The organism is Arthrobacter pascens, from assembly GCF_030815585.1.
Taxonomy (GTDB): Bacteria; Actinomycetota; Actinomycetes; order Actinomycetales; family Micrococcaceae; genus Arthrobacter; species Arthrobacter pascens_A.
The window spans coordinates 3,713,118-3,738,759 of sequence record NZ_JAUSWY010000001.1 but is presented as its reverse complement, the minus strand read 5'-3'; the positions used below and the strand labels follow the sequence as shown (position 1 = coordinate 3,738,759).

The following is a 25,642-nucleotide window of genomic DNA, read 5'->3' as shown; positions in this document are numbered from 1 at the left end:
GACGGCTCAAATGCAGGGAGTCGGAATGATTGGATCCAGTCAGCCGGGGACCTTGTACGTCGGTGTCAGCACCAAGATGTACCTGGGATACCGGGACAGCCTGGAGTGGCTCGCTGCAGTCCGGTCCGAAGTGGACGCCCGCCCGGCCCTCAAAGCCGGGCGGGTGGTCCCGTTTGTGATCCCCTCATTCCCCATGCTCCCGGCAGCCGGCAAGATCCTGGCGGGTTCACCGCTCATCCTCGGCGCCCAGAACTGCGGGTGGGCGGATGGCCCATGGACCGGGGAAGTGTCGCCGTCGCTGCTCGCCGAACTCGGCGTGGGCGTTGTCGAAGTTGGGCACGCAGAACGGCGCCGCCACCTGGGGGAGGACGCCGCCATGATTGCGCGCAAAGTCAGGGCGGCGGACGCCGCCGGCGTCACCCCGCTGCTGTGCGTCGGGGAGGGCTCGGCGGCAGGAGCGGGGGTTTCCGGAGAGCAGACGGCTGCGGCGTTTGTCCACCAACAGATCCAGGAAGCGGTCGACGGCGACTGGAACCTGGCTTCGCGGCTGGTCATTGCGTACGAACCCGTCTGGGCCATCGGCGCCGCCGAGCCCGCCAGCGCAACGTACGTGTCCGCCGTCGTGCGTTTCCTGCGTGAAATGCTGGGCGCGCATTCGCCGGTAGCCGGCAGCTCATTGGGGGAGCTGCCGGTCATCTACGGGGGTTCCGCAAAGCCGGGGCTGCTGCCCGCGCTTGAGGACATTTCGGGTCTTTTCCTTGGCCGCTATGCCCACGACGCCGCCAATTTCGGCAAGGTCCTGGACGAGGCTTTGGCGCGTGCTGCTGATTGTGAGCCATTCCCGGTATCGGTGGATGCCGGAAATGGTGCAGACGAACGGCGCTCCAGCGAGCGGTAAATCGACTTTGGCTCGATTCCTGAAGCGTTCCTACCCCACCAGCCGCAGCGGCCTTTGGCCCAACTGCACTGTGATTTCCTGGCCCCAGGATGCGGTGAGGCGGTCCGCTTCCATGCCGTCGCCGAACACCACGAGTTGGTCGGACGCCACGGTGATCCGCAGAGAGTCGCCCGCTTCCAAGACGCCCTCCGTTAGTGAGGTTCCTGTGATGGGGGAGGGCCAGGCCTCGCGGACGAACCACGCGAGGCGGCGGTCCGTGGGCGCAGGCAAGGCACGTCCTCCGCGTTCGAGGGCGATGGATGCGCACCAGCCCGTGGCGCCAGTGCCTGTGGAGACGATCAGCCCGGAGGAGGACTGTCGTTCGGTCTGGCCGTCCGGCGTCGTGATGTGAAATCGGGCCGACTGGTGCGAGGCATGGCCGATAAAGACCTCGTTGAGTCCAGACAGTTCCTGACCATAGTCGAGGAGTGCTGTCACTGTGGCGAGCTCCTGGCACCGCAGCCGCTCCACAGTCCCAGCCTTGGCAAGCTCCTGCAGCAGCGTGGCCGCGGCGTCGGGAGAGTGCCGGACCAGGACCCCTGGATTTGCTCCCGGCTCCGGATCGACCCCGATGACGGGCTGGCCGGCCAGGTACTTCGCGACATTGGCCACCAGCCCGTCCTGGCCCACGACGGCGATGATGTCCTCAGGTGTGAGAAGGAAGCGGCTGAGGTCCGCGCGCTCCACCTCGGCGTGACGCCACTCGGCCGGAACCGCGGCGCGGATGGTCACCAAGGCCGCGGTGAGCCGGTCATGGCGCTCCTGTACGTCTTGGATGTTGCGGCCTCTGGTGCGGAGGAAGAATTCGGCCTGGCCACGGGTGGCGTGCCGGTCCAGGAGTTCCTGGAGCTCGGTCCGCCGGTGGACGATGATGAGACGGGGGTTTGCCATGACGGGGTCCTACTTCTCGGCACTGCCGGCTGTCCCGGCCGCGATACGGGCTTCAGTGCCCTGCATGATGCCGCCTGCAGGCTCCCGGAACAGTCCGGCAAGCGCCCCGCTCAGGAGGTCCGGGGTGATGGTGAGGTTCCCGATGTTGGGCAGTGATCCTGCCGCCTCGCGCAGGGCCAGCGCCAGAAGGGTGGCCTGTTCCATGCCCTGGTAGACCTCCATGGTGGCGGCCTCGCGTGCTGCGGCTGCCTCGCCTACCAACCTGATCTGGTTGGCTTCGGCTGAGGCGCTGATGCCTTGGCGTTCGGCCGAGGCCTGCGCCTCGATGAGTCCTGCGGCAGCTTTCTCCTCAGCTTGGCGCGTGCGTTGGCGCCTTCCTGGGCGACCAGGTGTTCGCGCCGGGTGGCCAGTTCGATCTGGCTCGCCATTTCGTTCTCGGAAATGGTTCGTTCGCGCTCCACGGCGACTGCCCGGCGTTCGTACACGGCCCGGTCGGCTTCGGATTGGAGCTGTTCGCGGACCGGCGTCTGCAACGCCCGCTCGACGTCGGACTCTGGCCGGACCGCCAGGACCTGCACCCCAAGAACTTCGATGCCGGTGGACAGGAGCCGGGTGTCGGTGCGGAGCGCTTCGGATAGGACAGCGCGGAGTTGGCTGACCCCGCGCTCAAGTGCTTCGGCGAGGGTGGTGGTCGCGATCTGATCGATCGCGTGGCTCTGGCACAGCTGGCCGATGATCGTGGCCACCTGTTCCTTCCCGGTGGCTGGCGCTAAGCCGGTCGGTTGGAGGCCGAAGTCGAGCCGGTTGGAGACGGCCACGGGGTCGACGAAGCGGTAGGTCACGTTAGCCTGGACGCTCACGTCCTGGTGGTCCCGGGTGATGGCGTGGAAGAGCGTGGGCAGTTCCTGGTCATCCACGGGGACCTCGCTGAGCACGGAATTCGCCGGACGGAACCAGAACGCCTGGCCCACCCCCTGGTGCCTGACCTGGCCCTTTTGAAGGTGGACGACGTAGCCGGTGGGGCTGCCCAGGAAGTGGCTGATCCAGGGGTAGCGCTTGATGCTGGCCATGGGGTGCTCCTCGCTTATATTTTCGTCACTTTGACGATAACCAGAGCGTAGGGCTCTGCCTGATTTATCGTCAAGGTGACGATAAATACTTCAGATGGCATCGATTCCGAACCCGGGTGACTGTCGACGCCGTCGCCATCACTGTGCGCGACGGCGAGCTGAACGTCCTGGTGACTAGCTATTTGCTCCAGCCGACGCCATGACTATGGATCGTCCGCTAGACGTAAGGTTTGATGGAAGGCGCCCGGCGTCATGAGGAGACGGCACCGAGTTCCAAAAGTGGCGCCTGCCCACATGAACGCCGCGGGTTCAAGGATCGGCTATTTCCATGGCGATCCGACACATCAATAGGGGGAACAATGACAGTAATGCTGATCGGCGGGGGCATACTTGCCGTCCTACTCATCGCAGGATTCATCTTCTACACATCCAGCATCCGGTTCGCCAAGCCTAATGAGGCCATGCTCATCACCGGCAAGAGCGACCCGAACACAACTGATGAAACGTCCGATGATCAGTCTCGCGTCATCATTAACAATCGGGCGTTCGTCAACCCGATTACAGAACGCGTCAGCCATATCTCACTGTCCTCGCGCCAGGTTGAAGTCACCATCGAAGCCATCTCCAACAACGGCATCCAGCTCAAACTGGCTGGCGTAGCCCAAGTAAAGGTAGGCGGTGACAAGATCTCCGTCCGCAAGGCAGCCCAGCGTTTCCTTGACCAACAGGACGCAATTGATCACTACACCCAGGAGACCCTCTCGGGCTCCCTGCGTTCCATTGTGGGCACGCTGAGCGTTGACGCGATCATCAAGGACCGTGCTCAGTTCGCAGCATCCGTGAAGGAAGAAGCCGAGCATTCGATGACCAACCAGGGTCTGGTCATCGATACCTTTCAGATCAAGTCTGTGGACGACGCAGGCGGCTACCTGAAGAACCTCGGCCGTCCCGAGGCTGCCCTGGTTGCCCGGAACGCAAGCATTGCCGAAGCGAACTCCCAGCGTGAAGCTGCGGAAGCGAAGGCGCTCGCGGATCAGAAGACGGCTGAAGCTGAGCAGAAGCTGGCTCTGCGCCGCGCTGAACTGAAGCAGGAAACGGATGCCCGCCAGGCGGAAGCTGACGCCGCCGGTCCGCTTGCCCACGCCGATCAGCAGCAAGCGATTATCCTCAAGAATCAGCAGGTCGTGGCACGTCAGGCGGAGCTTCGCGAAAAGGAACTCGACATCGAGGTCCGCAAGCCCGCCGACGCTGCCAAGTACAAGGTTGAAACCGAAGCCGCGGCTGATCTTTCCCGCCGTACCCGCATCTCGGAAGCCACGAAAGTTGAAGCGGCGGCTGAACTCGAAACCCGAAAGCTCAAGGCCGCCGGCAATGAGGTCGAAGCGAAGGCTCTGGCAGCAGCTAATACCGCCAAGGGCAATGCCGAGACTGAAATCAACAAGATCCGTGGCCTTGCTGAGGCTGAGGTCACCAAGACCAAGGGCATAGCAGAAGCTGACGTCATTGGTCTTCGCGGCAGGGCTGAAGCAGAAGCCATCGAGGCCCAGGCCAAGGCGTACAGCGAGTTCAATGAGGCGGCAATCCTGAACAAGCTTCTGGAGGTTCTGCCTTCCATTGCCAGGGAGATCGCCGCCCCGATGAGCGCGATCAGCAACATGACGGTCATCTCTAACGATGGTGCAGGCCAGATGAGCAAGAACGTTGCCTCTGGTGTACAGCAGACCGCGCAGATGCTTAAGGACACCACCGGTTTCGATGTGATCGAGATGCTCAAGGGCTACGGCAAATCTACCCCCGTCGCAGACAGCCGGGGCACCGGAAATGGCGCCGTCAAAGAACCAGCCGGACCACAGTGATCAGTCCTGGACTGAAGGACGATTCCGCCGGATAGATCCGGTCAGAGCCAACAAAGCGCCGCGGATACCATTACGGGTCCGCGGCGTTTTGGCGTCTTTGGAACCGTTGCGGAATTATTGTCAAGGTGACGATAAGTACCTACGATGGCTTCATGACTGAAACCCATCCGGCACCGGCGCGATTTCCGGTGACTGTCGACGTCGTCGCCCTCACCGTGCGCGACGGCGGGCTGAACGTTCTGCTTATCACCCGCCTCATCGATCCGTTCCGCGGCAGGCTCGCCCTCCCGGGCGGATTCATCCTGGCCGGCGAGGAGTTGCTGGAGGCGGCGGGCCGGGAACTTGCGGAGGAAACGGGCGTCGGGCATCACCCGGGCCATTTGGAGCAATTAGGCAGCTATGGCCCCAAGGGCCGCGACCCGCGCGGGGACGTTCTCACTGTCGCCCATCTGCTGCTCGCTCCCGACTTTCCGGTTCTGGCGGCAGGGAGCGACGCCGAGCACGCGGCCTGGTACCCCGTCCGTCATGTCCTGAATGGCGATTTACAGCTCGCCTTTGATCATGAGCGGATTCTGACCGACGCGGTGGAGCGGGCGAAGTCAAAGCTGGAATACTCGCCCCTGGCGGCGGCTTTTTGCGGCGACGAGTTCACCATTGCCCAGCTCCGGGCCGTGTATGAGGCCGTCTGGGGAACGCGTCTTGACCCCCGGAACTTCCATCGCAAGGCAACGGGTACGCCCGACTTCTTGCAAGACACCGGGCGGATGACAACAGGAGACGCGGGCCGTCCCGCCGCGCTTTTCCGGCTGGCCGCAGCAGCCCGCCCGGCAGCGGGCCAGCCCACGCGGGCTGTGCTCAACCCACCGCTCATGCGACCCCGTGATTGAGGCGTGAGTGCAATCGTCCTGGGGGCGCTTTCTCGGGTGCAACGGGCCGTTAGCCGGGCCGGGTTAAATATCTGACCGGGACCGAGGAAGCCCCGTACGGGCGCTTCGAGGCGCAGACGACTGCCACCGTCCAAGACGGGGAGGGAAGGCCCGAAAATGGGCTGGGCGTAGGGTGGAAGTTAGACGAAAGGAACACTTCATGAAGAAAATCCTCATGGTACTGACCAGCGTTTCCGAGATCGGCGATACGGGAGAGAAGACCGGCTACAACGTGGCCGAGGCTGCACATCCCTGGAAGGTCTTCAAGGATTCCGGGCATTTCGTAGACTTCGCGTCCATCCAGGGCGGCCAGCCGCCGCGCGACGAAGTGGACTCAAAAGATCCTATCCAGGTCGCCTTCACGGAGGACGAGACCACGCGCGCCGGTCTCTACAACACTGCCCGCGTCGACGTCGTTGATCCCGATCAGTACGACGCCGTCTACCTGGTGGGAGGCCACGGCACCATGTGGGACTTCCCGGACAGCGAAGGCTTGCAGAAGCTCCTGTCCAGCGTCTACAACGCCGGCGGTGTGGTGGGCGCGGTCTGCCATGGACCGGCCGGGCTTGTGAACGTAGAACTGGCCAACGGACTGCGGCTCGTCGAGGGCAGGAAGGTCGCCGCCTTCACCAACGACGAGGAGGTTGCCGCAGGGAAGGACAAGGTCATCCCGTTCTTCTTGGCCGACCGACTTGAGGAACAGGGTGCCACACACGTCTCCGCTGATGTTTTTGAGGAGAAGGTCGTGGTTGACGACCGGCTGGTGACCGGCCAGAACCCGGCCTCGGCCGCCGGCGTGGCCAAGGAGATGGAGAAGCTCTTGGCAGAGGTTATCCACCAGGAAAAAGCCGAGGAGCAGCACGATGCGGAGGCTCTGCGTGCAGGAAAGGACGCCGAGAAAAACGCCAAGAAGAAGGCAGCGGCAGAAGCGGAGCACTAACACCAACAGCGCACTGAAACTGACGGCCGCCCCGGCAACGGGGCGGCCGTCAGTCGTACGTGCGCCGGCAACCACACACTGTCCGGCGTGTCGCCGACCTGCTTCAGGTTCCGAGCGTCTTTCCGAAGTTAGTCGGAGCGTGAAGTCCTAGCCGCATCCGCTGCCTTGCGAGCCACCCCATCTGGAAATCCTTCCCCAAGACTCAATTGCTAATGATAATGGTTTGCATCTAGAGTGTTAGGTCGAACTATTAAGGCTTCGCGATCAGAAGGAAACGGAAAAATGGGTTGGCAGAGGATGAGGGTGGCGGGGGCATCCGCCGTCGCGTTATTGATGATTGCGGGGTGCGCCGGTGCGGGCAAGGACACTCCGGCAGCTAACCAGCCGCTGAGGGTGGTGGGGCAGTTTGAGTTCCACAGCCTGGACCCTTCGACGGCTGGTGGCCTGTTCACACGTCTGGAGGTGGCAGAAACCCTTGTCGACGCCGATTCCAAGGGCGTCCTCCAACCGGGACTGGCCGACAACTGGACCGCCTCCGCCGACGGACTGTCCTGGACGCTCACGCTCCGTTCCGGTGCCCTCTTTCATGACGGTACGGAGGTCACAGCTGACGTGGCAGCCGCCGCGCTAAACACGGCACACGGCAAGGCTGGCACTCCGCTGGCGACGGTTCCCCTCAAGGCGATCTCTGCCGAAGGCAATTCTGTCCGCGTGGACCTGACGGAGCCGTTTGCTCCCCTGCCGGCGGTGCTGGCCCACACAAGCACCCAGATCCTCGCCCCCAGCTCCTACGGCCCGGACCAGGCAGTGACCAAGGTAGTAGGTTCAGGACCATACCGGGTGACACAGCTCGAGCCGCCTGCAAACATCAAACTGGCGGCATTCGAGCAGTGGCGCGGCGAAAAACCGGAGATATCCGAGGTCACGTATCAGGCCGTGGGGAGATCCGAGAGCAGGGCGCTGATGGCCGAAAGCGCCCAGTCAGACGTCACCTTCGGCATGGACCCCACCAGCCTTCAGAAGATCAAGCAGGCAGGCAAGCTGAACATTGCCGACGTGACCCTGCCCCGGGCCATCCTGCTCAAGGTCAACTCCGGCCATGACGTTCTGGGCGACGTCCAGGTTCGGCGCGCAATAAGCATGGCCCTGGACCGTGAATCAATGGCAACAGCATTGTTGCGGGACCCCGAGATGGCGGCCACGCAGCTCTTCCCGCCATCGCTGCCAGACTGGCACCAGGAATCTGCCACACCGTTGGAACACGACCCGTCCAAGGCCAAGGAGCTGCTGGCCGACGCCGGCTGGGTCCCGGGCAGCGACGGCACTCTGGAACGCGATGGCAAGAAATTCTCGGTCACCTTGCGAACTTTCCCGGACCGTCCGGAACTGCCCGTCCTGGCCACCGCGATCCAAGCGAAGCTGAAGGAACTGGGCATTGCCCTGGACGTAAAGGTGGGTAACTCCAGTGAAATTCCGGCCGGGCACAAGGACGGGTCGCTGGAGCTGGCGCTTTACTCCCGTAACTATGCACTGGTGCCCGACGCCCTGGTAACCCTCGCCGATGATTTTGCCCCTGAAGGTGGCGACTATGGCGCCATGGGCTGGAACGACCCCGCGCTCACGTCAGCTTTCGACGCCCTGGCCAGCGGCCATGACGCCGACCACGCAGCGGAGTCCCGCCGAAAAGTAACCGACATCCTGCAGACCCAGCTGCCCGTCATCCCGGTGGCCTGGTACCGGCAGAGCGCCGTGGTCAGCCCGCGGATTGAAGGCCTCATCCTGGATCCGTTGGAGCGCTCGTGGCGTCTTAGCGGCTTGACCTGGGCCAAGTAGGAGAGCGGACAACATGACTTTATCGACCGCTAAACCCCGCGCCTCCAACAGTGCCTTAAGAAGGTTCGCCGTCCCTCCCGCCCTGGCCGCCACGGCAAGCGTTCTGGGCCGCCGCGCCATCCAGGCGGCAGGGGTAGTTCTACTCGTCTCCACCGCTTGCTTCGCCATCGTCCAAAGCCTCCCCGGGGATATCGCTTTTCGGATTGCCGCTGGCCGCTACGGCTATGACCAGGTGACTGCTGCGTCAGCGGACAGCGTCCGCGCTGAGCTGGGGCTTGACCGGCCGGTCTGGCTCCAGCTTGTGGACTGGCTGGCTGGCCTGGCCTCCCTTGACCTGGGCAATTCCCTGGTCACTGGGGCAAGCGTGGCCGGGGAGCTTGGGCTTCACCTCGCCAGCAGCCTGCAGCTGGCCGTGGCCGCGCTGGTTCTTGCATTGATCGTCGGGGCGACGGTGGGAGCCCTGGCAGCGGCCCGGCCGGGCGGCATCCTTGACCGACTGACGACAGTTTGGGTTTCCGCCGCACGGGCGCTGCCGCCCTTCCTGCTCGGACTGGCCCTGATCCTGCTGTTTTCGGTTCATCTGGGCGTGCTCCCCGCCGCTGGCCATGGAGAGGCGAACAACATCGTGCTCCCTGCGGCAACGCTCGCAGTCGGCCTCTCCGGGCTGTTCGCCCGGGTGACCCGCGACGCGATGGCACAGATCCGGCAATCGGACTATGTGCGCTTCGCCGCCACCAAGGGCATTGGCAGTTGGCTCGTGTTCCTGCGGCACGTCTGCAGGAACACCGGCGTGACCTTGATCGCCTACGTCGGGGTGCAGGTGCTGGTTCTCATCGAAGGCGTTGTGGTGGTGGAAAGCCTTTTCGCCTGGCCAGGCCTGGGGCATGCCTTGGTCCATGCAATCTTCTGGCGGGACATCCCCATGATCCAGGCCGCAGCGCTGGCGCTTGCGCTCATGGTGGTTGCCATGAATACGGTCGTTGACCTGGCAACGGCGGCTGTGGATCCCCGGCCCCGCCACAAGGAGGCAGTACTGTGACGAACGGCGTCGCCATGCAAGAACTTTCTCCCGGACCAGCCCGAGTCTCCCAACGGCCGCAATGGCTGGCCGACGGCACAGCAACCCAGCTCATTTCCGCAGCGCTGCTGGCTGGCCTGGTCGCTTTCGCGGTAGCCGGACCGCTGGTCTGGCCGGATCACGCGCTTCAGGACCTGTCCAGGTTCCTGGAGCCACCGGGACCCGCGGAACCGCTTGGCCGTGACCACCTGGGCCGCAGTGTCATTGCGCGGCTGGCCCACGCCGCCCAGCTCTCCCTCGTAATGGCGGTGCTGTGCGTCAGCGCTGCCCTGCTGTTCGGAACACTGGCGGGCATAGCTGCCGCCTGGCGCGGCGGCTGGGTCGATTCGGTGCTGCACGGCCTGTCTGAGGTGTTCATCGCGCTGCCGGCCCTGCTGGTGGTTCTCGTCGTCTCGGCCATCGCCAACGGTGACCTCTGGACTCTCTGCCTGGGGTTGGCACTGTCGCAGTGGGTGGAGTATTTCCGGATGGTGCGCGCCCGGAGCGGACTGGTCCTGGCCGGCCCTGCGGTGGAATCCGCGGGCCTGCTCCAGCTCGGCCCCGTTCACATCGTACGCAGGCACCTCTTCCCTGAGCTGCGCCCGCTCCTGACCACCATGGCGACCTTCGGCGTAGGCTCATCCATCCTTGCACTGTCCACGCTGGGGTTCGTGGGGATCGGTGTCCGCCCGCCCACGCCGGAGTTGGGGCTGATGATCACCGAAGCCTTCCCGTTCTATCACGAGGCACCCTGGATGGCCCTGGCGCCGGTCCTGGTTCTCACCACCATCCTGATCGGGCTCTTGGGCCTGCGGAGCAAGGAGTCCCGAGCATGAGCCTGCGTCTCAACAACCTCGTCGTTACCCACGGCGGCAAAGTCCTGGTCGAGACCGCCCAGCTGGACTTCGAGCCCGGGCGCCCCGTGACGATCGTCGGTGAGAGTGGTTCGGGCAAATCCCTCCTGGCCCACGCAATCATGGGCACGCTCCCGGCGAACCTCACAGCCCGGGGAACCCTGACTGTGGATGGCCACTCCTATGACGTCAGCGATCAGGCGAACCGGCGCAGGCTATGGGGGCGAACCATGTCCCTTCTGCCCCAGGAGCCCGTGCTCGCCCTGGACCCCACAATGCGGGCCGGCGAGCAGGTGGCAGAAGGAGCCCTCACCTTCACAGCGGACAAACGTGGCGCCCGGCGCGCTGCGGATGCCCTTCTTTCCTCCCTCGGCCTGCGGCAGGCTACCAGGGCCTTTCCACATACGCTTTCCGGCGGCATGGCGCAGAGAGTGGCGTTCGCTGCCGCAACTATCGGCGGTGCTCCCGTTCTCATCGCGGATGAGCCCTCCAAGGGGCTGGACCAACGTGCCAGGGCGGACCTGGCGGAACTGCTGCGAAGCCATCTCAAGGGGGGCGGCATCCTGCTGACCATCACCCATGACCTTGATCTGGCCCGCGAGCTCGGCGGGGAGGTCCTAGTGATGAAGGATGCCCATGTTGTGGAGCAGGGAGCGGCCGGCCAGGTGCTGGCACAGCCGGTGCACCCGTATACGCGCAGGCTCCTGGGGGCCGAACCGTCCCACTGGAGGCATCCGTGGATGAGGGGTCCCTTGGATGCGGCGGAATGGGCGGACGCTGAGCACGGAAGGCAGGTGGAAAGTGAGGGCACCCTTCTGGTCTCGGGAGAGGGCCTCACCAAGTCCTTCGGCGGTCAACAACTGTTCAGCAATCTCTCCTTCGATGTCAGGGCGGGGGAGCGGATTGCATTAAGCGGTCCCAGCGGAAGCGGAAAGACCACCCTCGGGAACATACTGCTCCGGCTCCTCCCGCCCGACGCCGGAACGGTGCAGCATTCGGACGCGCTGAAGGGGGGCCGGCTCCAAAAGCTCTACCAGGACCCCGCCCTGGCATTTCCCGCACGGATACCGCTGAAGGACTCACTGGGCGACGTGGTGCGCCGTCACAGGCTGGAACGCGACCGGCTGGAGGAACTCATGGGCTTACTGGGGCTTGCTCCCGAACTTCTTCAGCGCAGGCCTGGGCAGATATCCGGCGGGGAACTGCAGCGGCTCGCCATCATCAGGTCGATGCTTCTTGAGCCGGCCCTGGTCTTCGCCGACGAACCGACGTCCCGCCTGGACCTCATCACCCAGGAAGAGACGGTGCGCTGCCTCATGGAGCAGGTCGACCGGCTGGACTGCGCCCTGGTTCTGGTTACGCACGACGACGGCCTTGCCGCCGCCGTTACCACCCGCAGCATCCCGCTTGGAGTCACACCGCCGCTGACACTGCCCCAGTTGCAGGTCACAGGAGGCTGAGGCCGGATGGAAACCTCACCGCCGCTCTCGAAGATTTGCAGTGAGCAGCGGTGCACCAGGAAGATGCGACCTATCAGAGCAAGCGCCATGTGCCTCCTCGCGACGGTAGGCTGAACCAATGACGTTGGGGGACGCACAGCAGCCACTGCACCGGAATATCGACACCATGCGGGGCGAGCGATGAGCCCTTTACTGGTCCTACCCGTTATCGCCGTGGTCCTCTGGCTGGTGCACGCCAGCCTGGGCACCGCCGGCCACCAGGCCTACCGCTATACCCGCTGGGTCCTGTTCGGCGGGCTGGCCGCGGCGGCCGCAGTGTTCTTCTCGCTCGCGGTTGCAGCGAGCAGGTCTGTTCCGTCAGCCATGAAGGACGACTCCTTTGCCGGGGTCTTTGAGGGCGTGCTCGCGCTGGAGGCCCTGCTGGTGCTGCCGGCCCTCGCACTTTTGGAGGTCATCCACGTCGCGGTGACGGCAACGATACGGGATGCCCAAACCAGGGCTGAGAGCCAGCGCTCGGCTCAGGCCAGCAGCCTATGAGCCGACGCGAGATCTGGGGTGCAGCACTTCTAACTGTTGCTTCCTTGGCTGCCTGGGCAGACCATGCCATCGATGAGGCGTATGGTGCTGCTGCCCGGGAAGACCTGCTGCTCTACGCCGGCATCCCTGGGGACTCCATCGCCTCCTGGTTCCTGATTGTGGCGCTCGTGTCCGGCGCCGTTGGCCTGTTTCTCCTGCTCGCGGCGCTGATAGGCCGCATCCCGCGGAAATTGCCACGGCGGATTGCCGGGTGGACAACTGCCATGGCGGCTGCAGCGGTGGTGCCGTACGTGGGCATCATCTTCGGCTTCGCGTATTTGGGCGCCATCGGCATAGGGGACACCGTGAAGGTGGTAGCCGCGGACGGACGCTCCATGCTCATCACCCAAGATGGTTTCGACGGCGACAGCGTTGACATCTACACCGAGCACGACGACCTCCACTACAAGCGGGCCCGCAGCGCACCTGAAATTTCCGGCTGGCCTCGGGTGAAAGACCAGAACTGCCGACTGGAAGCGGCCGGCGACGAGCTGCGGCTGATGTGCGGGGCCACCACATTCGTTGTTTGAACGGGTCCAAGGTGCACGGTTCGTTCCTGCCTGTGCCGGTCACCGTGATCTGGACGGATGAGGGGTTTCAGTGACTCTCGGCTGTCAAAGCGACACCAACATCACGGTGCAGAAGGTGGCAGCTCCGAGCCGGAAGCGGCGTACGACATCGGTTCTCATCGTTCACGCACTATGAAGACGATCTGCGGTGTCGTGACCGGGCTGCCGCAGGGGTTGAACGGGTCTTCCTTTGTCCATTCCAGGTCGTTCACCTGCTCCGACAGCACCGAGCCGTCGTCGGCGAGGGCCCGCAGGGTGATCCGGTCCGGTGTGCCGTTGCCTGTCGCGGCTGGGTAGAAGGCCCACTTGCCGACGGAAGGTTTGTAGCTGAGGAACGGCGCGTCCGGGTAGGTGGGCGGGGGAATGCTTGCTCCAGGCGCAGGGGAGAAGCCCCCGTTGGGCAGCGGTACCCATTGATCGGAAACGATGACCGACGGGGCAGGCCCAGCGGTGGGTTCAGGCGCGGAACAACCTTCGTCCGTGCACATTTGGACCTCATGGACTGCCGTCGTGTCACCCTCAACGATCACCTCGATGGTGCTGACGTAGCCGATGGCAGGACAGGCAGTGCCGCAGCCAGAGGCAGGCAGCATGGCTCCCAGCAGCACAGCGATTCCCAGGATCCCCCTACCCGTCTTCATGACCCGAGTCTACGACCGCTTCCGAACGGGGTCGCGCCCTAGGATGTGCCGGTGACGGATGAGCCGCGCGCCCGCTGCTTCCTAACTATCGAGCAGGCGGCCGAAGAGCTCAAATTGTCGGAGCCAGCAAATGACTTGGGCACCTAGACTGACGGGGTGAGTAGAGCGCGTTTTGGCGGCTCTCGCGCTGCTTGTTGCGTCTTATCCGGCTGCGCATTCTTTTGGCGGCATGGCTGCTGAGGAGTGGTGTGAGAGTGAGCCCGGGGGAAGGGGCTACTACTCAGGCAACAGACCGCCAGAAGCGGCGTCGATGATCTGCCGCTGACAAGAGCACATTTCCAGCCGCCAGCCGGGGATGACAGCGTCCAGCTAGTTTCTTGCCGCGGCCATCCGGCCGGCCCGATGCCTGTCGTTCGCAGACCGCGCGGTGCCCCGGCGCGGCAGAACACAGAAGGCTGCGGGTAATTTGTTGCTGCTGCGTTACCGCTGGCTCTTCCAGACAAAACAAAAGGCCCTGCTTCCCTTTGTTTATAAGGGAAGCAGGGCCTTTCTCATGGCGGTGACGGTGGGATTTGAACCCACGTTGGCTTTGACACCAAACAACATTTCGAGTGTTGCACCTTCGGCCGCTCGGACACGTCACCAACCTGAATAGGGTACCGGAGCATGGCGCGCATCCCCAAAACGGTGCATCCCCATCGTAGGGCGCGTCCTTTGCCCGGGCTCGCCGAGGCGCCCGGGTGGAAACCATTATCGCTGCGCTGGCGACCCGGTCGGTCGCAGGTTATCCACATAGGCCATCTGCTGCGCCGTTATTGTCGGAGGCTCCTGGGATGCTGTGGGTATGGAGAACACGGCAGCAGTAGAGGTGCTGGAGGCCATCGAGGCTTCCGTTGCTGCCGTGGGTGTGATTGTCCGCCGGAAGGGGCCCGCGGGCGGGTCTGGTGTTGATCTACTGCGGCAACAGGCTGATGACTGGCTGGAGATCCTGGCGGAAGGGGCCCGGCTGCAAGCCAAGACGGCAGCCCTGATAGTCCGCGCCGCAGCCGGGTTCGCCGACACCACAAGGGTTATGGCAGCGCCGGAGGCGTTGCCGCAGGAGCGCACCGCGCAGGAGATGGCCATCGTCGCCGAGGTCGCGTGCGTTATGACCGTCAGTGAACGCACCGCCGGGGCCCTGCTGGCAGAGTCCCACGACCTGACCACGGCCTTGCCGCTGACGCTGTCGGCCCTGCAGGCCGGGACGATTTCGTGGGGGTGTCAGATTGTTTGTGTAGGAGGGCTGTAGTCGCTGGATGATTGGAGAATCATTGTGGCTATGACGAAACCGCGTGAAGAGCTGGTAGAGCAGTTGGCCCGCAAGGCCGCGGCGGCTGGCAGCATGGATGCGTTGAAGGCTTCGGGTGCGTTCGATGAGCTGATGAACCAGATCGATTCCGGGCAGTTGGAACTCGACGGCAAAGACGGTTTCATTCAGCAGCTGATCAAGGCCTCGCTGGAACGCGGGCTGCAGGCCGAGCTCTCCGGGCATCTGGGCTATGACAAGGGCGATCCGATCGGGCGTTTCCTGCCCAACTCCCGCAACGGGTCGTATCCGAAGACACTTGGAACCTCTGCCGGGGACGTGGATCTGGCCGTGCCTCGGGACCGCGAAGGGTCCTTCACCCCGCATCTGGTGCCGAAGGGTGCCCGCCGGACGGGTGGTCTGGATGACATGATTATCAGCCTCTACGCCGGCGGGATGACAGTCCGGGACATCGCCCACCATCTGGAATCCACGCTCGGCACGGAGCTGTCCCACGAGACGATTTCCAAGATCACCGACGAGGTCCTGGACGAGGTCCTCGAATGGCAGAAGCGACCCTTGGAGCCGCTTTATCCGATCCTGTATCTGGACGCGATCATTATCAAGGTCCGCGACGGACACCAGGTGCAGAACCGTGCCGCGCACATTGCCGTGGGCGTGGACATGGACGGCATCAAGCACGTTCTGGGGATCTGGGTCGAAGCCACCGAGGGCGCGAAGTTCTGGGCAGGGGTCTGCGCGGAACTCGCCAACCGCGGTGTGAAGGACGTCCTGATCGTCTGCTGCGACGGGCTTACTGGCTTCCCTGAGGCGATCGGCGCGACGTGGCCGGCCGCGACCGTCCAGACCTGTGTCGTTCACTTGATCCGTGCCTCGATGCGTTTCATCGGCTACCAGGACCGGAAGAAGGTCGCCTCCGCCCTGCGGCCGGTTTACACCGCCCCGACGGCCGATGCAGCGCAGGAGGCACTCGACGCGTTCGAGGCCTCCGATCTGGGACGGAAGTATCCCGCGACTGTACGAACCTGGCGGAACGGTTGGGAGAAATTCACCCCCTTCCTGGCGTTCCCGCCGCCGGTGCGTCGGATCATCTACACCACCAACGCGATTGAGTCGCTGAACTACCAGCTGCGCAAGATCATCAAGAACCGCGGGCATTTCCCCAACGACCAGGCCGCCGTGAAACTGCTCTGGCTGGCGATCTGCAACATCGAGGACAAACGCGCCAGCGACCGGGCCAAACTTGAGGGCCGAGCCCGGGAGAACCGTGCCAAGACGGTCAACAAACTCATAGAGGGAACCTTCACGCAAGGATGGAGCGAAGCCCTTGGCGTCCTCGTTCTGAACTATCCCGACAGACTCGGACCCTACCTAAACCGATGAGGCTCCACCTCTCTTACACAAATAACTTGACAGGCTCGATTTCGTGGCAGCACGCCCGGGTCATGGTCGAGGAAACCACCAACCTCGACCCCGCGGCTGCAACCGCCCTTGAAGCGCACTTCCTGGACCCCGACGCCCCTAACCCAGCCCGCGGCGGCCCCGCAGGAGAACTTGTCCCGTCCCGGTTCCGGCACAAGGCCAGGACCTGGCGGGAACGCCACCACCCGGACAGTATCGAAGCACGCCACACCAAGAGCGCCAAGGACCGGAGGCTCGAGTACGCGCCGGACCGGGACGGCATGGCCTGGCTCTCCGCCTACCTCCCGGCCGACCAGGCAGCCGGCATCTGGAACCGGGCCACAGCCGCCGCCCGCGCCCTGCAGGGTCCGGATGAGCATCGGAACCTGACGCAGCTCAGAGCGGATCTTGCCGCCGCCTGGCTGCTTGACGGCATTGCAGACGGAGTTCCGTCCCCGAAAGCCCAGGTACTCGTCACCGTCCCCATGTCCTCGCTCATGGGCGCAGGCACCGAACCCGCCACCCTTGACGGGCACGGTCCCATCCCGGCGTCGATGGCCCGCCGCCTCGTCGCCGATGGGGCTGATTCGTTCCACCGGGTCCTGACCGACCCCCGCGACGGGGCCCCGTTGGAAATCGGGCGGACCAGCTACCGCATCCCCAAGGCCATGCGCCAATGGCTGCGGCTCAGGGACGGGAAATGCCCGTTCCCCGGCTGCAACAACCACTCCCTCGACAACGAAGCAGACCACCTCCTCGCCTGGAACGACGGCGGGACCACCGGTGTCAGCAATCTGGGCCAACCCTGCCCCAAACATCACAGACTCAAACACGCGACCCGCTGGAAACCAACCGATGCCACCCCGGACAAACCGCCGGGCTGGACCTCACCGAGGGGCCGTCACTATGCCAGCGAAGAGCAGGACTGGGAACCACCCGACTGGCCGGATCTGGCGCCAATGGACGACCGGCCAATGGACACCTGGATCAGGGAAGACCCAGTGCCCGCCACAGGGATGGACGATTTGGGCTGTCCCCTGCCGCTCGAAGATCCTTGGCCGGACTGGCACGCCTGGGAGTCGGCTTGGAACTGTGCGTCGGTTGGCTCGGCTGACACAGAACATTGCGGCTGACCCAGAACGTTGCGGTTGAGACTTGGTGGGGCCCTGGCTCCTTGCTGGGACCCGCCGGCGCCGCGACGGGCGTTCGCGCCGGCAGGCTTTGCCCGCAACCCGAGGCAGGCTTTGCCCGCAACCCGAGGCAGGCTTTGCCCGCAACCCGAGGCAGGCTTTGCCCGCAACCCGAGGCAGGCTTTGCCCGCAACCCGAGGCAGACTAGATTCGTAAGCAAGATGACTAAATCAGGCAGAGCAGCGCAGGCAACCGCATACTGGACCACGGGCCCGGAGCACGGTGAGCTCAGATCCGAGGACCTGCCCGCGCCGGGGCCGGATGAAGCACTGGTCCGCACGCTGTACTCCGGGATCAGCAAGGGCACGGAGATGGTGGTCCACAAGTGCTCTGTCCCGCCCAGGGTGGCGAAGGAGATGCGGGCACCCCACCAGGAAGGCTCCTTCCCTTCCCCCGTGAAGTTCGGTTACCTCTCCGTGGGCGTCGTGGAACAAGGGCCGGAAGGCTGGGTAGGCCAGAAAGTCTTCTGCCTGAACCCGCACCAGGACCGCTACGTCATCGCCACCGACGCCCTCACCAGGATTCCGGACGGCGTTCCCTCCCGCCGCGCTGTGCTCACTGGCACGGTGGAAACCGCAATCAATGCCCTCTGGGAGGCTGGCCCCCGGCTGGGGGACCGGATCGCCGTCGTGGGTGCGGGGCTGGTGGGCGGGATGGTTGCCACCCTCCTGCGCACCTTCCCGCTGGCCCGCCTGCAACTCGTGGACCTGGACCCGGGACGAAAACGTCTCGCAGCGACCCTCGGCGTCGAGTTTGCCCACCCCGATGAAGCGTTGGCGGACTGCGACATTGTGTTCCACTGCTCCGCGTCCCAGGAGGGCTTGGCGCGAAGCCTGCAGTTGGCGGGCGACGAAGGCGTCATCATTGAAATGTCCTGGTACGCCAACCATGCAGTCACGCTGCCGCTGGGTGAGGACTTCCACGCCCGCCGCCTCTCCATCCGCGCCAGCCAGGTAGGAGTGGTTTCCCGGGCCAGGCGTCACCGGCGGACCAACGCGGACCGCCTGGACCTGGCCGTCTCGCTCCTGAAGGACCCGGTCTTCGACGTTTTCCTCAGCGGCGCATCGCCCTTCGCGGACCTGCCGGACGTGGTGCAGAGACTTTCCGACGGCAAGCTGGAAGCCCTGTGCCACGTGATCGAATACCCGGGCGCCCAGACGGCCGACCCCAATGATCCAGAACCCAAACACACCGACCCCCAAGACACCGACCCCCAAGACAAGAGGTAGCCCGTGTTCAGCTTGACCGTCCGACGCCATTTTATGATCGCCCACAGCCTCCCGCGGGAGGCGTTCGGCCCGGCCCAGGCCCTTCACGGCGCAACCTTCGTGGCGGAGGTGGGCTTCCGCCGTCGTGCGCTGAACCACGACGCAATCGTGCTGGACATCGGTGCGGCCGGCGTCATCATCGAGGAGGTGCTGGCCGGGCTCAACTATCGCAACCTGGACGAGCACCCGGACTTCGCCGGCAGACTCAGCACCACCGAGGCACTCGCCGAATACATCGCCCAGGCCGTGGCCGAGCAAATCAAAGATGGCGACGACGGCCGTGAACTCGCCGGGATCGACGTCACCCTGCGCGAGAATCCCGATGCCTGGGCCACGTACTCGCTGGACCTTTCCGCCTGACTCCCGTGCGCAGCCTCCGCCTCCTGGTCCCCGCCAATATCCGCCACAATTCTGGCGGCAACGTGTACAACGCCCGCCTCGCCCAGGGGCTGAGGGCATTGGGCGTTGAGGTTGAGGTGATAGCGGCGGATGGCTCCTGGCCAGAGGCCACTGCTAAAGAACGACGGCGGCTGGGCGGCCTGCTCGGCGCGTGGGGACCTCAGGCGGAAATCACCGCGGGCACAGTCACCCTCGTGGACGGTCTGATCGCCTGCGGCGCCCCTGACGAGCTGGAGTACGCAGCGGCCGCGCGGCGGCAGACCTGGGTGCTGCTGCACATGCCGTCCGCCAGCCACCCCGGGAACGAGGCCCGGTCGCTGAGTGCGGCCACCGGCGTCATCTGTACCAGTACCTCCGCCGCGGCAGGCATCACGTCGCTGCACGGCCTGACCGACAGCCACGTTGCACTGCCCGGAACGGACCCCGCCCCCGTGGCCGAAGGCTCGGACCCGCCGCACATCATTGCCGTAGCGGCGCTCCTGCCCAACAAGGACCAACTGCTGACCGTGGAGGCGCTGGCCCGCCTCCAGGACCATGCCTGGACGGCGTCCTTGGTGGGATCCGACCACGCCGACCCGGAGTACGCGGAACTCGTCCGTGCCGCGGTTGCCGGCCACGGACTGGAAGACCGGATACGGCTGATGGGCCAGCTGACGGGGGCGCCGCTCGATGCCGAATGGAACCGCGCCGACCTGAGCCTTCTGGTATCCAAGGCAGAAGCGTTCGGGCTGGTGGTCACGGAATCGCTCGCCCGCGGGATCCCGGTGATCATCCGGGACGGCACGGGAGCCGTGGAGGCGCTGGCGTTCGGAAGCCTGGCTGCCGGGGAGACGGATGTTCGGGACGGCATGCTGCCCGGTGCCGCCGTCGACCTGTCCAGCAATCCTGCGGAGGGGCTGGCGGGGGCGATCCGGCAATGGCTGGAGGAAGCCGGCCTCCACACCGGCTGGCGGGCGGCGGCGCTCGCTGCGCGGGAAAACCTGCCCGGATGGGAAACCACGGCACGGACTGTCATGGACATCGTGGGGGCCCCGCCAAAGGAACGGCTACCGCAGCCGGGACCGCCGGTGGACAATGAGGCATGACCACGCACGCACCTCCCGCCACAAGTCTGGATCCTCAGCTCCTCACCCCCGAACTGCTGCGGGCCTGGGCCTGGCATAAGCAGGGCCTGGACGGCGCCCTGCAGGGTGCCAGCGCTGCCGAAGTCTTCACACAGGCCGGCTGGGCCCGCTCGGTTGGCGGCGCCAATCCATACCTGACCCTTTTTGCCCGCGCTGGCATCAGCCGCCCACAGGCGGACGCCGATGTCCTCTCGCTGAAGATCCACGAACTCCCCACCGCGCGCGGCTGCACCTACGTCGTGGGCCAGGCCGACTTCGCCTGGGGACTCCAGGTAGGCCGCGGCGCAGCGGTGGCGCCGTTCCGGGTACTGGCCAGGATGGGAGTGGAACGCGGTGAAATAACTCTCCTGGAAGAGCAGATCCTCCACGCCCTGGCCGAGGCCGGTGGCCCCCTGGACCCCAGGCAGCTCAAGGACGAGCTGGGCGATTCGGTCCGCAGCCTCGGTGAGGAAGGAAAGAAAAAGGGTGCCGCCACCACGTTGCCCACAGCCTTGGGCCTCCTGCAGGCGGACGGCAGGATACGGCGAGTGCCCGTCAATGGCAGGCTGGACCAGCAGCGTTACGCCTACACACTGTGGGGACTGCCGCCCACCACCATGGAGGAATCTGACGTCCGCTGCCTCCTCCTGGAGCGCTATCTCGGCTGGACCGGCGGCGCCACCTTCAAACAGTCGCAATGGTTCACCGGGTTCACGGTGGCGGACACCAAGGCGGCTTTCGCCGCCGTTGGGGCCGTGGAAGTGCCCACCGCAGGGGGTGACGTGCTGTGGATGCTGCCCGACGACGTCGACCGGCTCGCCCTGTTTGAGGCACCGGCGGAGCAGCAGATCCAGCTGCTGGCCGGGACCGACTCCCTTGTCCTGCTCCGCCGGAACTCGGGGGACATGTTCGCCGAGCAGGACAGGGGCAAGAAAGTGTTGGATTCAACGCTGGCGCTGCAGGCCGACCTCCCGGACCATCCCATTCTGGACCGCGGCCGGATTATCGGGCTCTGGCAATACGATCCTGGGAAAGAGCGGATCGCGCACTGGCTCTTCGACGGGCCCGACCCGGCAGCCATGCAGCGGATCGCCGAGGTGGAAGCCTGGATCCGGGATGAGCTGGGGGACTTCCGCTCCTTCAGCCTGGACTCCCCGGCGTCGCGGAAGAACCGGATCGATGCGCTGGACGCGGCAGGCTGAGCCGGGCTACAGCTGGCTGCGGTGTCCGGCGAAGAATTCCCTGAGCAACGCGCTGCATTCCTCTTCCCGGACGCCGGCATAGACTTCCACCCAATGGTTGAGGCGGCGCTCGCGGAGCACGTCAAACACGGAGCCTGCGGCGCCTGCCTTCTCGTCCCACGCACCGAAAACAACGCGGGGAATCCGTGCCAGCACCACTGCGCCGGCGCACATGGCGCAGGGCTCCAGGGTGACGACGAGCGTGCAGTCCGCCAGCCTCCAGCCGTCACCGGTGCCGCCGCCCTGCACGGACAGTCCCCGCAAGCGGTCCGCCGCCTGGCGGATGGCCACCACCTCCGCATGGGCGGTGGGGTCTCCAAGCGCCTCCCGCTGGTTCCGTCCGGAACCCAGCACGGCGCCGTCGGGCCCTATCACCACGGCGCCGATCGGCACGTCGTCCGTATCAAGAGCGCGCTTGGCCTCGGCCAGGGCAAGGCCCATCCACTCGCGGTGTTTCTTTTCTGCGGGGACCATGGCTCAATGATAGTTTCGAAGGATATCCAGCCGTGCATGCACTGACGCCGGGAGGCCGCCATGGACACCCTCAGAGACCGCCTAGTCCAATGGTTCAAGCCGTACGCCGCCCTGTGGATCACGCTCATGGTCGGTGGCGCCCTGGTGGTCACGATGGCCCTGTTGGGTGCTGAAGTCTACGCAAACGTGGTGGACGACGAGGGGCTGGCGTCCCTGGACATTCCGGCTCTGCAGCTGTCCCAGGACTTGCGGACTCCTGAGCTGGATGTCGGAGTGACGGCCTTCACCAACGTCGGCGGGGGCATCGGCATGCCCATCCTGGCCAGTATCCTGACGGCCTGGCTGACGTTCCTGAGCCGGACCTGGCGGCCCATCATCCTGGTGGGTGGCGCTGCAACGGTTTCCATACTGGCCACGACCGTGGGCAAACGGCTGGTGGGCAGGACCCGCCCGGACCACTCAGAGGCCGTGCCGCCCTATGAGTCGTCGCCTTCCTTTCCCAGCGGGCACACGCTCAACACCACCGTAGTGATCAGCGTCCTGGTGTACATCATGTGCCTCCAGTTCGATCTGCTGTGGGTGCGTATCACTGCCATCACCGCCGGGACCATCTTTATCATTGCCATGGGCCTGAGCCGGGTGTTCCTTGGCCACCATTGGATGACCGATGTGCTGGCCGCCTGGTTCCTTGGGCTTGCCTGGACGGGGCTGGTCATCCTCGCGCACCGGCTGTTCCATCTGACACGGAAGCGCGAGCATGCCGGGCCGGCGCCAACCTTCGACCACCCTGTGCTCCGCGAGGACCACACGGGCGCCGGACCAGCCAGGGACGGCTCAGCGGAGAGCGGCGCAGGCGGCAGTTCCACGGGCAAGGGCTCCACCCCCGGGTGATATGTTTTGACCCATGCGCACTCTCGTTGTGGACCACCCGCTGGTCGCCCATAAGCTCACTGTCCTGCGGGACAAAAACACCCCGTCCCCGGTCTTCCGGCAGCTGACGGAAGAGTTGGTTACGCTCCTCGCCTACGAGGCCACCCGCGAAGTCCGCACCCAGCCCGTGACCATCCAGACGCCGATCAGCACCACTGTTGGCACGGCGTTCACCAAGCCCACGCCCTTGGTGGTCCCCATCCTGCGCGCGGGCCTGGGCATGCTGGAGGGCATGACCAAGCTGGTCCCCACCGCAGAGGTGGGCTTCCTGGGCATGGCCCGGGACGAGGAAACCCTGGACATCATCACCTACGCGGAGCGGCTCCCGGAGAACCTCACGGACCGGCAGATCTTTGTGCTGGATCCCATGCTGGCCACCGGAGGCACCCTGCGCGAGGCCATCAAGTTCCTGTTCAAGCGCGGCGCGTCGGATGTGACCTGCATCTGCCTCCTCGCCGCGCCGGAGGGCCTTGCCAGGCTGGAGGAGGAACTCTCCGGCGCCAACGTGACAATCGTGCTGGCCTCCATTGACGAGAAGCTCAACGAGAAGTCCTACATCGTCCCCGGACTTGGCGACGCCGGCGACCGCCTCTACGGCATCGCAGGCTAGCTTCTGTACCGCTCGCCTGCGTCACCAAACGTGCCGCAGGAGAGGGTAGGGCAAGATTGAACGATGAACATCCCCACGTCTGCCTCCGCCGATACCCGCACTATCACCTGCCGCGCTGTCCTCTTTGACATGGACGGCACACTGGTGGACTCCACCGCAGTAGTGGAACAGGTGTGGAGCGAGTTCGCGGTCCGCTACGGCCTGGACTTCGCCGAGATCCTGCGCACCTCCCACGGCGTCCAGGCAGGGGACACGGTGCGGCGTTTCGCTCCGGCGGGTGCCGACGTTGTGGCGCTCACCGCTGAGCTTGGTGCAATGGAGCGTGTCCGGACAGAAGGCATCGTCCCGTTGCCCGGGGCTGCGGAGCTGCTGCGCAACCTCCCCGGGGATGCCGTGGCCCTGGTGACCTCGGCAGACCGGATCCTGGCCGAAATCCGCATGGGCGCCGCGGGCCTGGCCATGCCGGCTGCTGCCATTACGGCCGAGCTGGTGTCCCGCGGCAAGCCGCATCCTGAAGGCTACCTGAGGGCGGCCGAACTGCTGGGGGTGGAACCTGCAGACGCCGTGGTGTTCGAGGACGCACCCGCCGGAATCGCAGCCGGTTTGGCCGCGGGCATCCGCACGGTAGCTGTGGGCCCAAATACGGGTCCACTCCCGGACAGCGTGCTGCACATCCCGGACTACAGTTCAGTTTCCGCCGCGGTGGAAACGGACGCCGCCGGCTCCAGGGTCATTTCTTTCCGGCTTTGAGATCAGCCACCACTTTGGCGATCCGGCGGGCCCTGGTTTCGTCCGTTTTGGCCTCACCGAGGGGCTCCACATACCGCCGCTGAGCACTGTAGTTCAGCGTGGCGTAGAACGACTGGGCCTGCGGCTCGGCAGCCAAGGCGGCGGCAAGATCGTCAGGCACCTCGACAATGCGGGGCTGGGTGTCCACCTCCACGTCCACCTCCACCGTGTCACCGGCGGACACTCCGGTGAATTCCCGGTTTGCTGTGCTTACCCCGATGAGGTTCTGGCCGCCCATCACGGCGATGCTGCTCCGGTAGCTCTTGCCGTTGATGGTCACCACCACCGGCGGGCGCTTGCCTGCCCCTAGCGCCGCGACGACGTCCTCCGGAACCTCAATGCCGGCCTTGTTGCCGTTGCCCAGAATGGCGGTGGTGAATTTCATGGTCCCAGTATGCCGCTGACGCTTGCCCTCCAACAGGTGCAGCTATAGGTGCAAGGCGACGCCGGAACAGTAGGGCAGCGGGCACAGTAAAGCAGCAGGTCCTGAACCAGGGGGGATTCAGGACCTGCTGCTTGGCTATGGAACCTTGGCTAGGGGAACGCTGTCCTCAGGGCCTTTGGCTTAGTACCAGTTGTGCGACAGGTGGAAGTTCAGCGCACCGCACGGTGACTGGTAGCGCTCCTGGATGTAGTTCAGGCCCCAGTTGATCTGCGTGCGGTAGTTGGTGAGGTAGTCCGCACCGGAGCTCGCCATTTTCTCGGCAGGCAGCGACTGGACAATTCCGTAGGCGCCGCTGCTCGCGTTGGTGGCTGTGGTGCTCCACTCCGATTCTTTGGTCCAAAGCGTCTTCAGGCATTGCATCTGGTCCGCGCTCCAGCCGTAGTTTGCCAGCTGGCCGGCGGCGTATGCCTGGGCTCCGGCGGGATCGTTGACGGCTACAACCGGAGCAGGCTCAGGAACGGCCACGGGCTCAGGAGCGGGCGCGGGAGCTGGCTCGGGCTCCGGTGCGGGCGCCGGCTCAGCTGCCTGCGGTGCAACCGTGACCTCGGCCGGTGCGGGCGCTGGCGCCGACGGGGCCTGGATCTCGGTCTTCTCGAGGCTCAGGTTGGACTCGATGCCGGCCGAGGTGTTCACCTGCTGTGATTCGTTGGCCGCCACCGGGGTCATGGCTTCGGACGCATGGCTTGCGGCAGCCACCCCCGCCAGCAAGGCACAGGCTGTGGTGAACACGGCGGCGCGCTGGCCAAAGGAGGGAATCTTTGCCACCCTGGACAAGGCGGCGGCCGGTGCAGCTGCCCCGGTGCGGGAGAGCTTGCGGCGGCCGTGGGACTTTTCTGGCCCGTCCTGCGGGCGTGGTTCTACCTGGAATTCAGACAT

At 65.1% G+C, this 25,642-nt stretch carries 27 protein-coding genes and 1 tRNA gene; 20 read left to right on the top strand and 8 right to left on the bottom strand.

The annotated features are described in order from the left end of the window. The first annotated feature begins 25 nt into the window (after positions 1–25). A complete protein-coding gene (locus tag QFZ30_RS17195; protein WP_307078266.1) occupies positions 26–898 on the top strand; it encodes a triose-phosphate isomerase family protein in 873 nt (290 codons plus the stop codon). A gap of 30 nt (positions 899–928) precedes the next feature. On the opposite strand, the gene QFZ30_RS17190 is transcribed toward QFZ30_RS17195, so the two are convergent. The 3 genes from QFZ30_RS17190 to QFZ30_RS17180 are packed head-to-tail and all read right to left on the bottom strand — an operon-like array spanning position 929 to position 2,898. Next, positions 929–1,828: a hypothetical protein gene (locus tag QFZ30_RS17190; protein ID WP_307078263.1), complete on the bottom strand. Its 900-nt coding sequence runs from the start codon at positions 1,826–1,828 to the stop codon at positions 929–931. Positions 1,829–1,837: 9 nt separating this feature from the next. Further along, the gene (locus tag QFZ30_RS17185; protein ID WP_307078261.1) at positions 1,838–2,089 is read right to left on the bottom strand and encodes a hypothetical protein; all 252 of its coding nucleotides are present in this window, start codon (positions 2,087–2,089) and stop codon (positions 1,838–1,840) included. After that, positions 2,083–2,898, bottom strand: coding sequence for an SPFH domain-containing protein (locus tag QFZ30_RS17180; protein WP_307078259.1), 816 nt, complete (start codon positions 2,896–2,898; stop codon positions 2,083–2,085). Before QFZ30_RS17180 ends, QFZ30_RS17185 begins: the two co-directional genes overlap by 7 nt. Positions 2,899–3,257: 359 nt before the next feature. On the opposite strand from QFZ30_RS17180, the gene QFZ30_RS17175 reads away from it, so the two are divergent. From QFZ30_RS17175 to QFZ30_RS17135, 9 genes are all read left to right on the top strand, one after another. After that, positions 3,258–4,754, top strand: coding sequence for a flotillin family protein (locus QFZ30_RS17175; RefSeq protein WP_307078257.1), 1,497 nt, complete (start codon positions 3,258–3,260; stop codon positions 4,752–4,754). Between the two features lie 152 nt (positions 4,755–4,906). Continuing rightward, positions 4,907–5,641 carry an NUDIX hydrolase gene (locus QFZ30_RS17170; RefSeq protein WP_307078256.1) on the top strand — a complete coding sequence of 245 codons (735 nt, stop codon included), beginning with the start codon at positions 4,907–4,909 and terminating at the stop codon, positions 5,639–5,641. Between the two features lie 199 nt (positions 5,642–5,840). Further along, entirely contained in the window at positions 5,841–6,620 is a 780-nt protein-coding gene (locus QFZ30_RS17165; protein ID WP_307078254.1) for a type 1 glutamine amidotransferase domain-containing protein, read from the top strand. 282 nt (positions 6,621–6,902) lie between these two features. Then, positions 6,903–8,453: an ABC transporter substrate-binding protein gene (locus QFZ30_RS17160; RefSeq protein WP_307078252.1), complete on the top strand. Its 1,551-nt coding sequence runs from the start codon at positions 6,903–6,905 to the stop codon at positions 8,451–8,453. Between the two features lie 13 nt (positions 8,454–8,466). Further along, entirely contained in the window at positions 8,467–9,492 is a 1,026-nt protein-coding gene (locus QFZ30_RS17155) for an ABC transporter permease (protein ID WP_307078250.1), read from the top strand. Beyond that, complete coding sequence (locus QFZ30_RS17150; RefSeq protein ID WP_307078248.1) at positions 9,489–10,346, top strand: ABC transporter permease; 858 nt, start codon at positions 9,489–9,491, stop codon at positions 10,344–10,346. The genes QFZ30_RS17155 and QFZ30_RS17150 overlap by 4 nt, the downstream gene beginning before the upstream one ends. Further along, the gene (locus tag QFZ30_RS17145) at positions 10,343–11,824 is read left to right on the top strand and encodes an ABC transporter ATP-binding protein (RefSeq protein WP_307078246.1); all 1,482 of its coding nucleotides are present in this window, start codon (positions 10,343–10,345) and stop codon (positions 11,822–11,824) included. Before QFZ30_RS17150 ends, QFZ30_RS17145 begins: the two co-directional genes overlap by 4 nt. A 180-nt stretch (positions 11,825–12,004) precedes the next feature. Then, on the top strand, positions 12,005–12,361 hold the full coding sequence (locus tag QFZ30_RS17140) for a hypothetical protein (protein ID WP_307078244.1): 357 nt from the start codon (positions 12,005–12,007) through the stop codon (positions 12,359–12,361). Then, positions 12,358–12,930, top strand: a complete 573-nt coding sequence (locus QFZ30_RS17135) for a hypothetical protein (RefSeq protein ID WP_307078243.1) — start codon at positions 12,358–12,360, stop codon at positions 12,928–12,930. Before QFZ30_RS17140 ends, QFZ30_RS17135 begins: the two co-directional genes overlap by 4 nt. A gap of 155 nt (positions 12,931–13,085) precedes the next feature. Here QFZ30_RS17135 and QFZ30_RS17130 read toward each other — a convergent pair whose 3' ends face one another. Together QFZ30_RS17130 and QFZ30_RS17125 are read right to left on the bottom strand one after the other, a co-directional pair. Next, positions 13,086–13,610 carry a hypothetical protein gene (locus QFZ30_RS17130; protein WP_307078241.1) on the bottom strand — a complete coding sequence of 175 codons (525 nt, stop codon included), beginning with the start codon at positions 13,608–13,610 and terminating at the stop codon, positions 13,086–13,088. A 554-nt stretch (positions 13,611–14,164) separates the two neighbouring features. Then, positions 14,165–14,254 (bottom strand) — tRNA-Ser (locus QFZ30_RS17125). A gap of 200 nt (positions 14,255–14,454) precedes the next feature. On the opposite strand from QFZ30_RS17125, the gene QFZ30_RS17120 reads away from it, so the two are divergent. From QFZ30_RS17120 to QFZ30_RS17090, 7 genes are all read left to right on the top strand, one after another. Further along, complete coding sequence (locus QFZ30_RS17120; protein WP_307078238.1) at positions 14,455–14,898, top strand: hypothetical protein; 444 nt, start codon at positions 14,455–14,457, stop codon at positions 14,896–14,898. 93 nt (positions 14,899–14,991) lie between these two features. Beyond that, on the top strand, positions 14,992–16,299 hold the full coding sequence (locus QFZ30_RS17115) for an IS256 family transposase (protein ID WP_307079105.1): 1,308 nt from the start codon (positions 14,992–14,994) through the stop codon (positions 16,297–16,299). Then, entirely contained in the window at positions 16,296–17,450 is a 1,155-nt protein-coding gene (locus tag QFZ30_RS17110) for an HNH endonuclease signature motif containing protein (protein WP_307078236.1), read from the top strand. The genes QFZ30_RS17115 and QFZ30_RS17110 overlap by 4 nt, the downstream gene beginning before the upstream one ends. A 218-nt stretch (positions 17,451–17,668) precedes the next feature. Then, a complete protein-coding gene (locus QFZ30_RS17105) occupies positions 17,669–18,736 on the top strand; it encodes a dehydrogenase (RefSeq protein WP_307078234.1) in 1,068 nt (355 codons plus the stop codon). A gap of 3 nt (positions 18,737–18,739) precedes the next feature. Beyond that, on the top strand, positions 18,740–19,135 hold the full coding sequence (locus QFZ30_RS17100) for a 6-pyruvoyl trahydropterin synthase family protein (RefSeq protein ID WP_307078232.1): 396 nt from the start codon (positions 18,740–18,742) through the stop codon (positions 19,133–19,135). Positions 19,136–19,140: 5 nt separating this feature from the next. After that, positions 19,141–20,259 carry a glycosyltransferase family 4 protein gene (locus tag QFZ30_RS17095; protein WP_307078231.1) on the top strand — a complete coding sequence of 373 codons (1,119 nt, stop codon included), beginning with the start codon at positions 19,141–19,143 and terminating at the stop codon, positions 20,257–20,259. Continuing rightward, positions 20,256–21,479: a DNA glycosylase AlkZ-like family protein gene (locus QFZ30_RS17090; RefSeq protein ID WP_307078229.1), complete on the top strand. Its 1,224-nt coding sequence runs from the start codon at positions 20,256–20,258 to the stop codon at positions 21,477–21,479. Before QFZ30_RS17095 ends, QFZ30_RS17090 begins: the two co-directional genes overlap by 4 nt. Before the next feature lie 6 nt (positions 21,480–21,485). On the opposite strand, the gene tadA is transcribed toward QFZ30_RS17090, so the two are convergent. After that, positions 21,486–21,992: a tRNA adenosine(34) deaminase TadA gene (gene tadA / locus QFZ30_RS17085; RefSeq protein WP_307078227.1), complete on the bottom strand. Its 507-nt coding sequence runs from the start codon at positions 21,990–21,992 to the stop codon at positions 21,486–21,488. A 60-nt stretch (positions 21,993–22,052) separates the two neighbouring features. Between tadA and QFZ30_RS17080 the strand changes: the two genes are divergently transcribed. The 3 genes from QFZ30_RS17080 to QFZ30_RS17070 all read left to right on the top strand — a co-directional run bounded on the left by QFZ30_RS17080 (position 22,053) and on the right by QFZ30_RS17070 (position 24,282). After that, positions 22,053–22,883: a phosphatase PAP2 family protein gene (locus QFZ30_RS17080; protein WP_307078226.1), complete on the top strand. Its 831-nt coding sequence runs from the start codon at positions 22,053–22,055 to the stop codon at positions 22,881–22,883. Between the two features lie 13 nt (positions 22,884–22,896). Next, a complete protein-coding gene (gene upp, locus QFZ30_RS17075) occupies positions 22,897–23,532 on the top strand; it encodes a uracil phosphoribosyltransferase (RefSeq protein ID WP_307078224.1) in 636 nt (211 codons plus the stop codon). Positions 23,533–23,595: 63 nt separating this feature from the next. Next, a complete protein-coding gene (locus QFZ30_RS17070) occupies positions 23,596–24,282 on the top strand; it encodes an HAD-IA family hydrolase (RefSeq protein WP_307078222.1) in 687 nt (228 codons plus the stop codon). On the opposite strand, the gene QFZ30_RS17065 is transcribed toward QFZ30_RS17070, so the two are convergent. Beyond that, on the bottom strand, positions 24,263–24,706 hold the full coding sequence (locus tag QFZ30_RS17065) for a YdeI/OmpD-associated family protein (protein WP_307078220.1): 444 nt from the start codon (positions 24,704–24,706) through the stop codon (positions 24,263–24,265). The genes QFZ30_RS17070 and QFZ30_RS17065 overlap by 20 nt on opposite strands. 180 nt (positions 24,707–24,886) lie before the next feature. After that, positions 24,887–25,642, bottom strand: coding sequence for a hypothetical protein (locus QFZ30_RS17060; protein WP_307078218.1), 756 nt, complete (start codon positions 25,640–25,642; stop codon positions 24,887–24,889).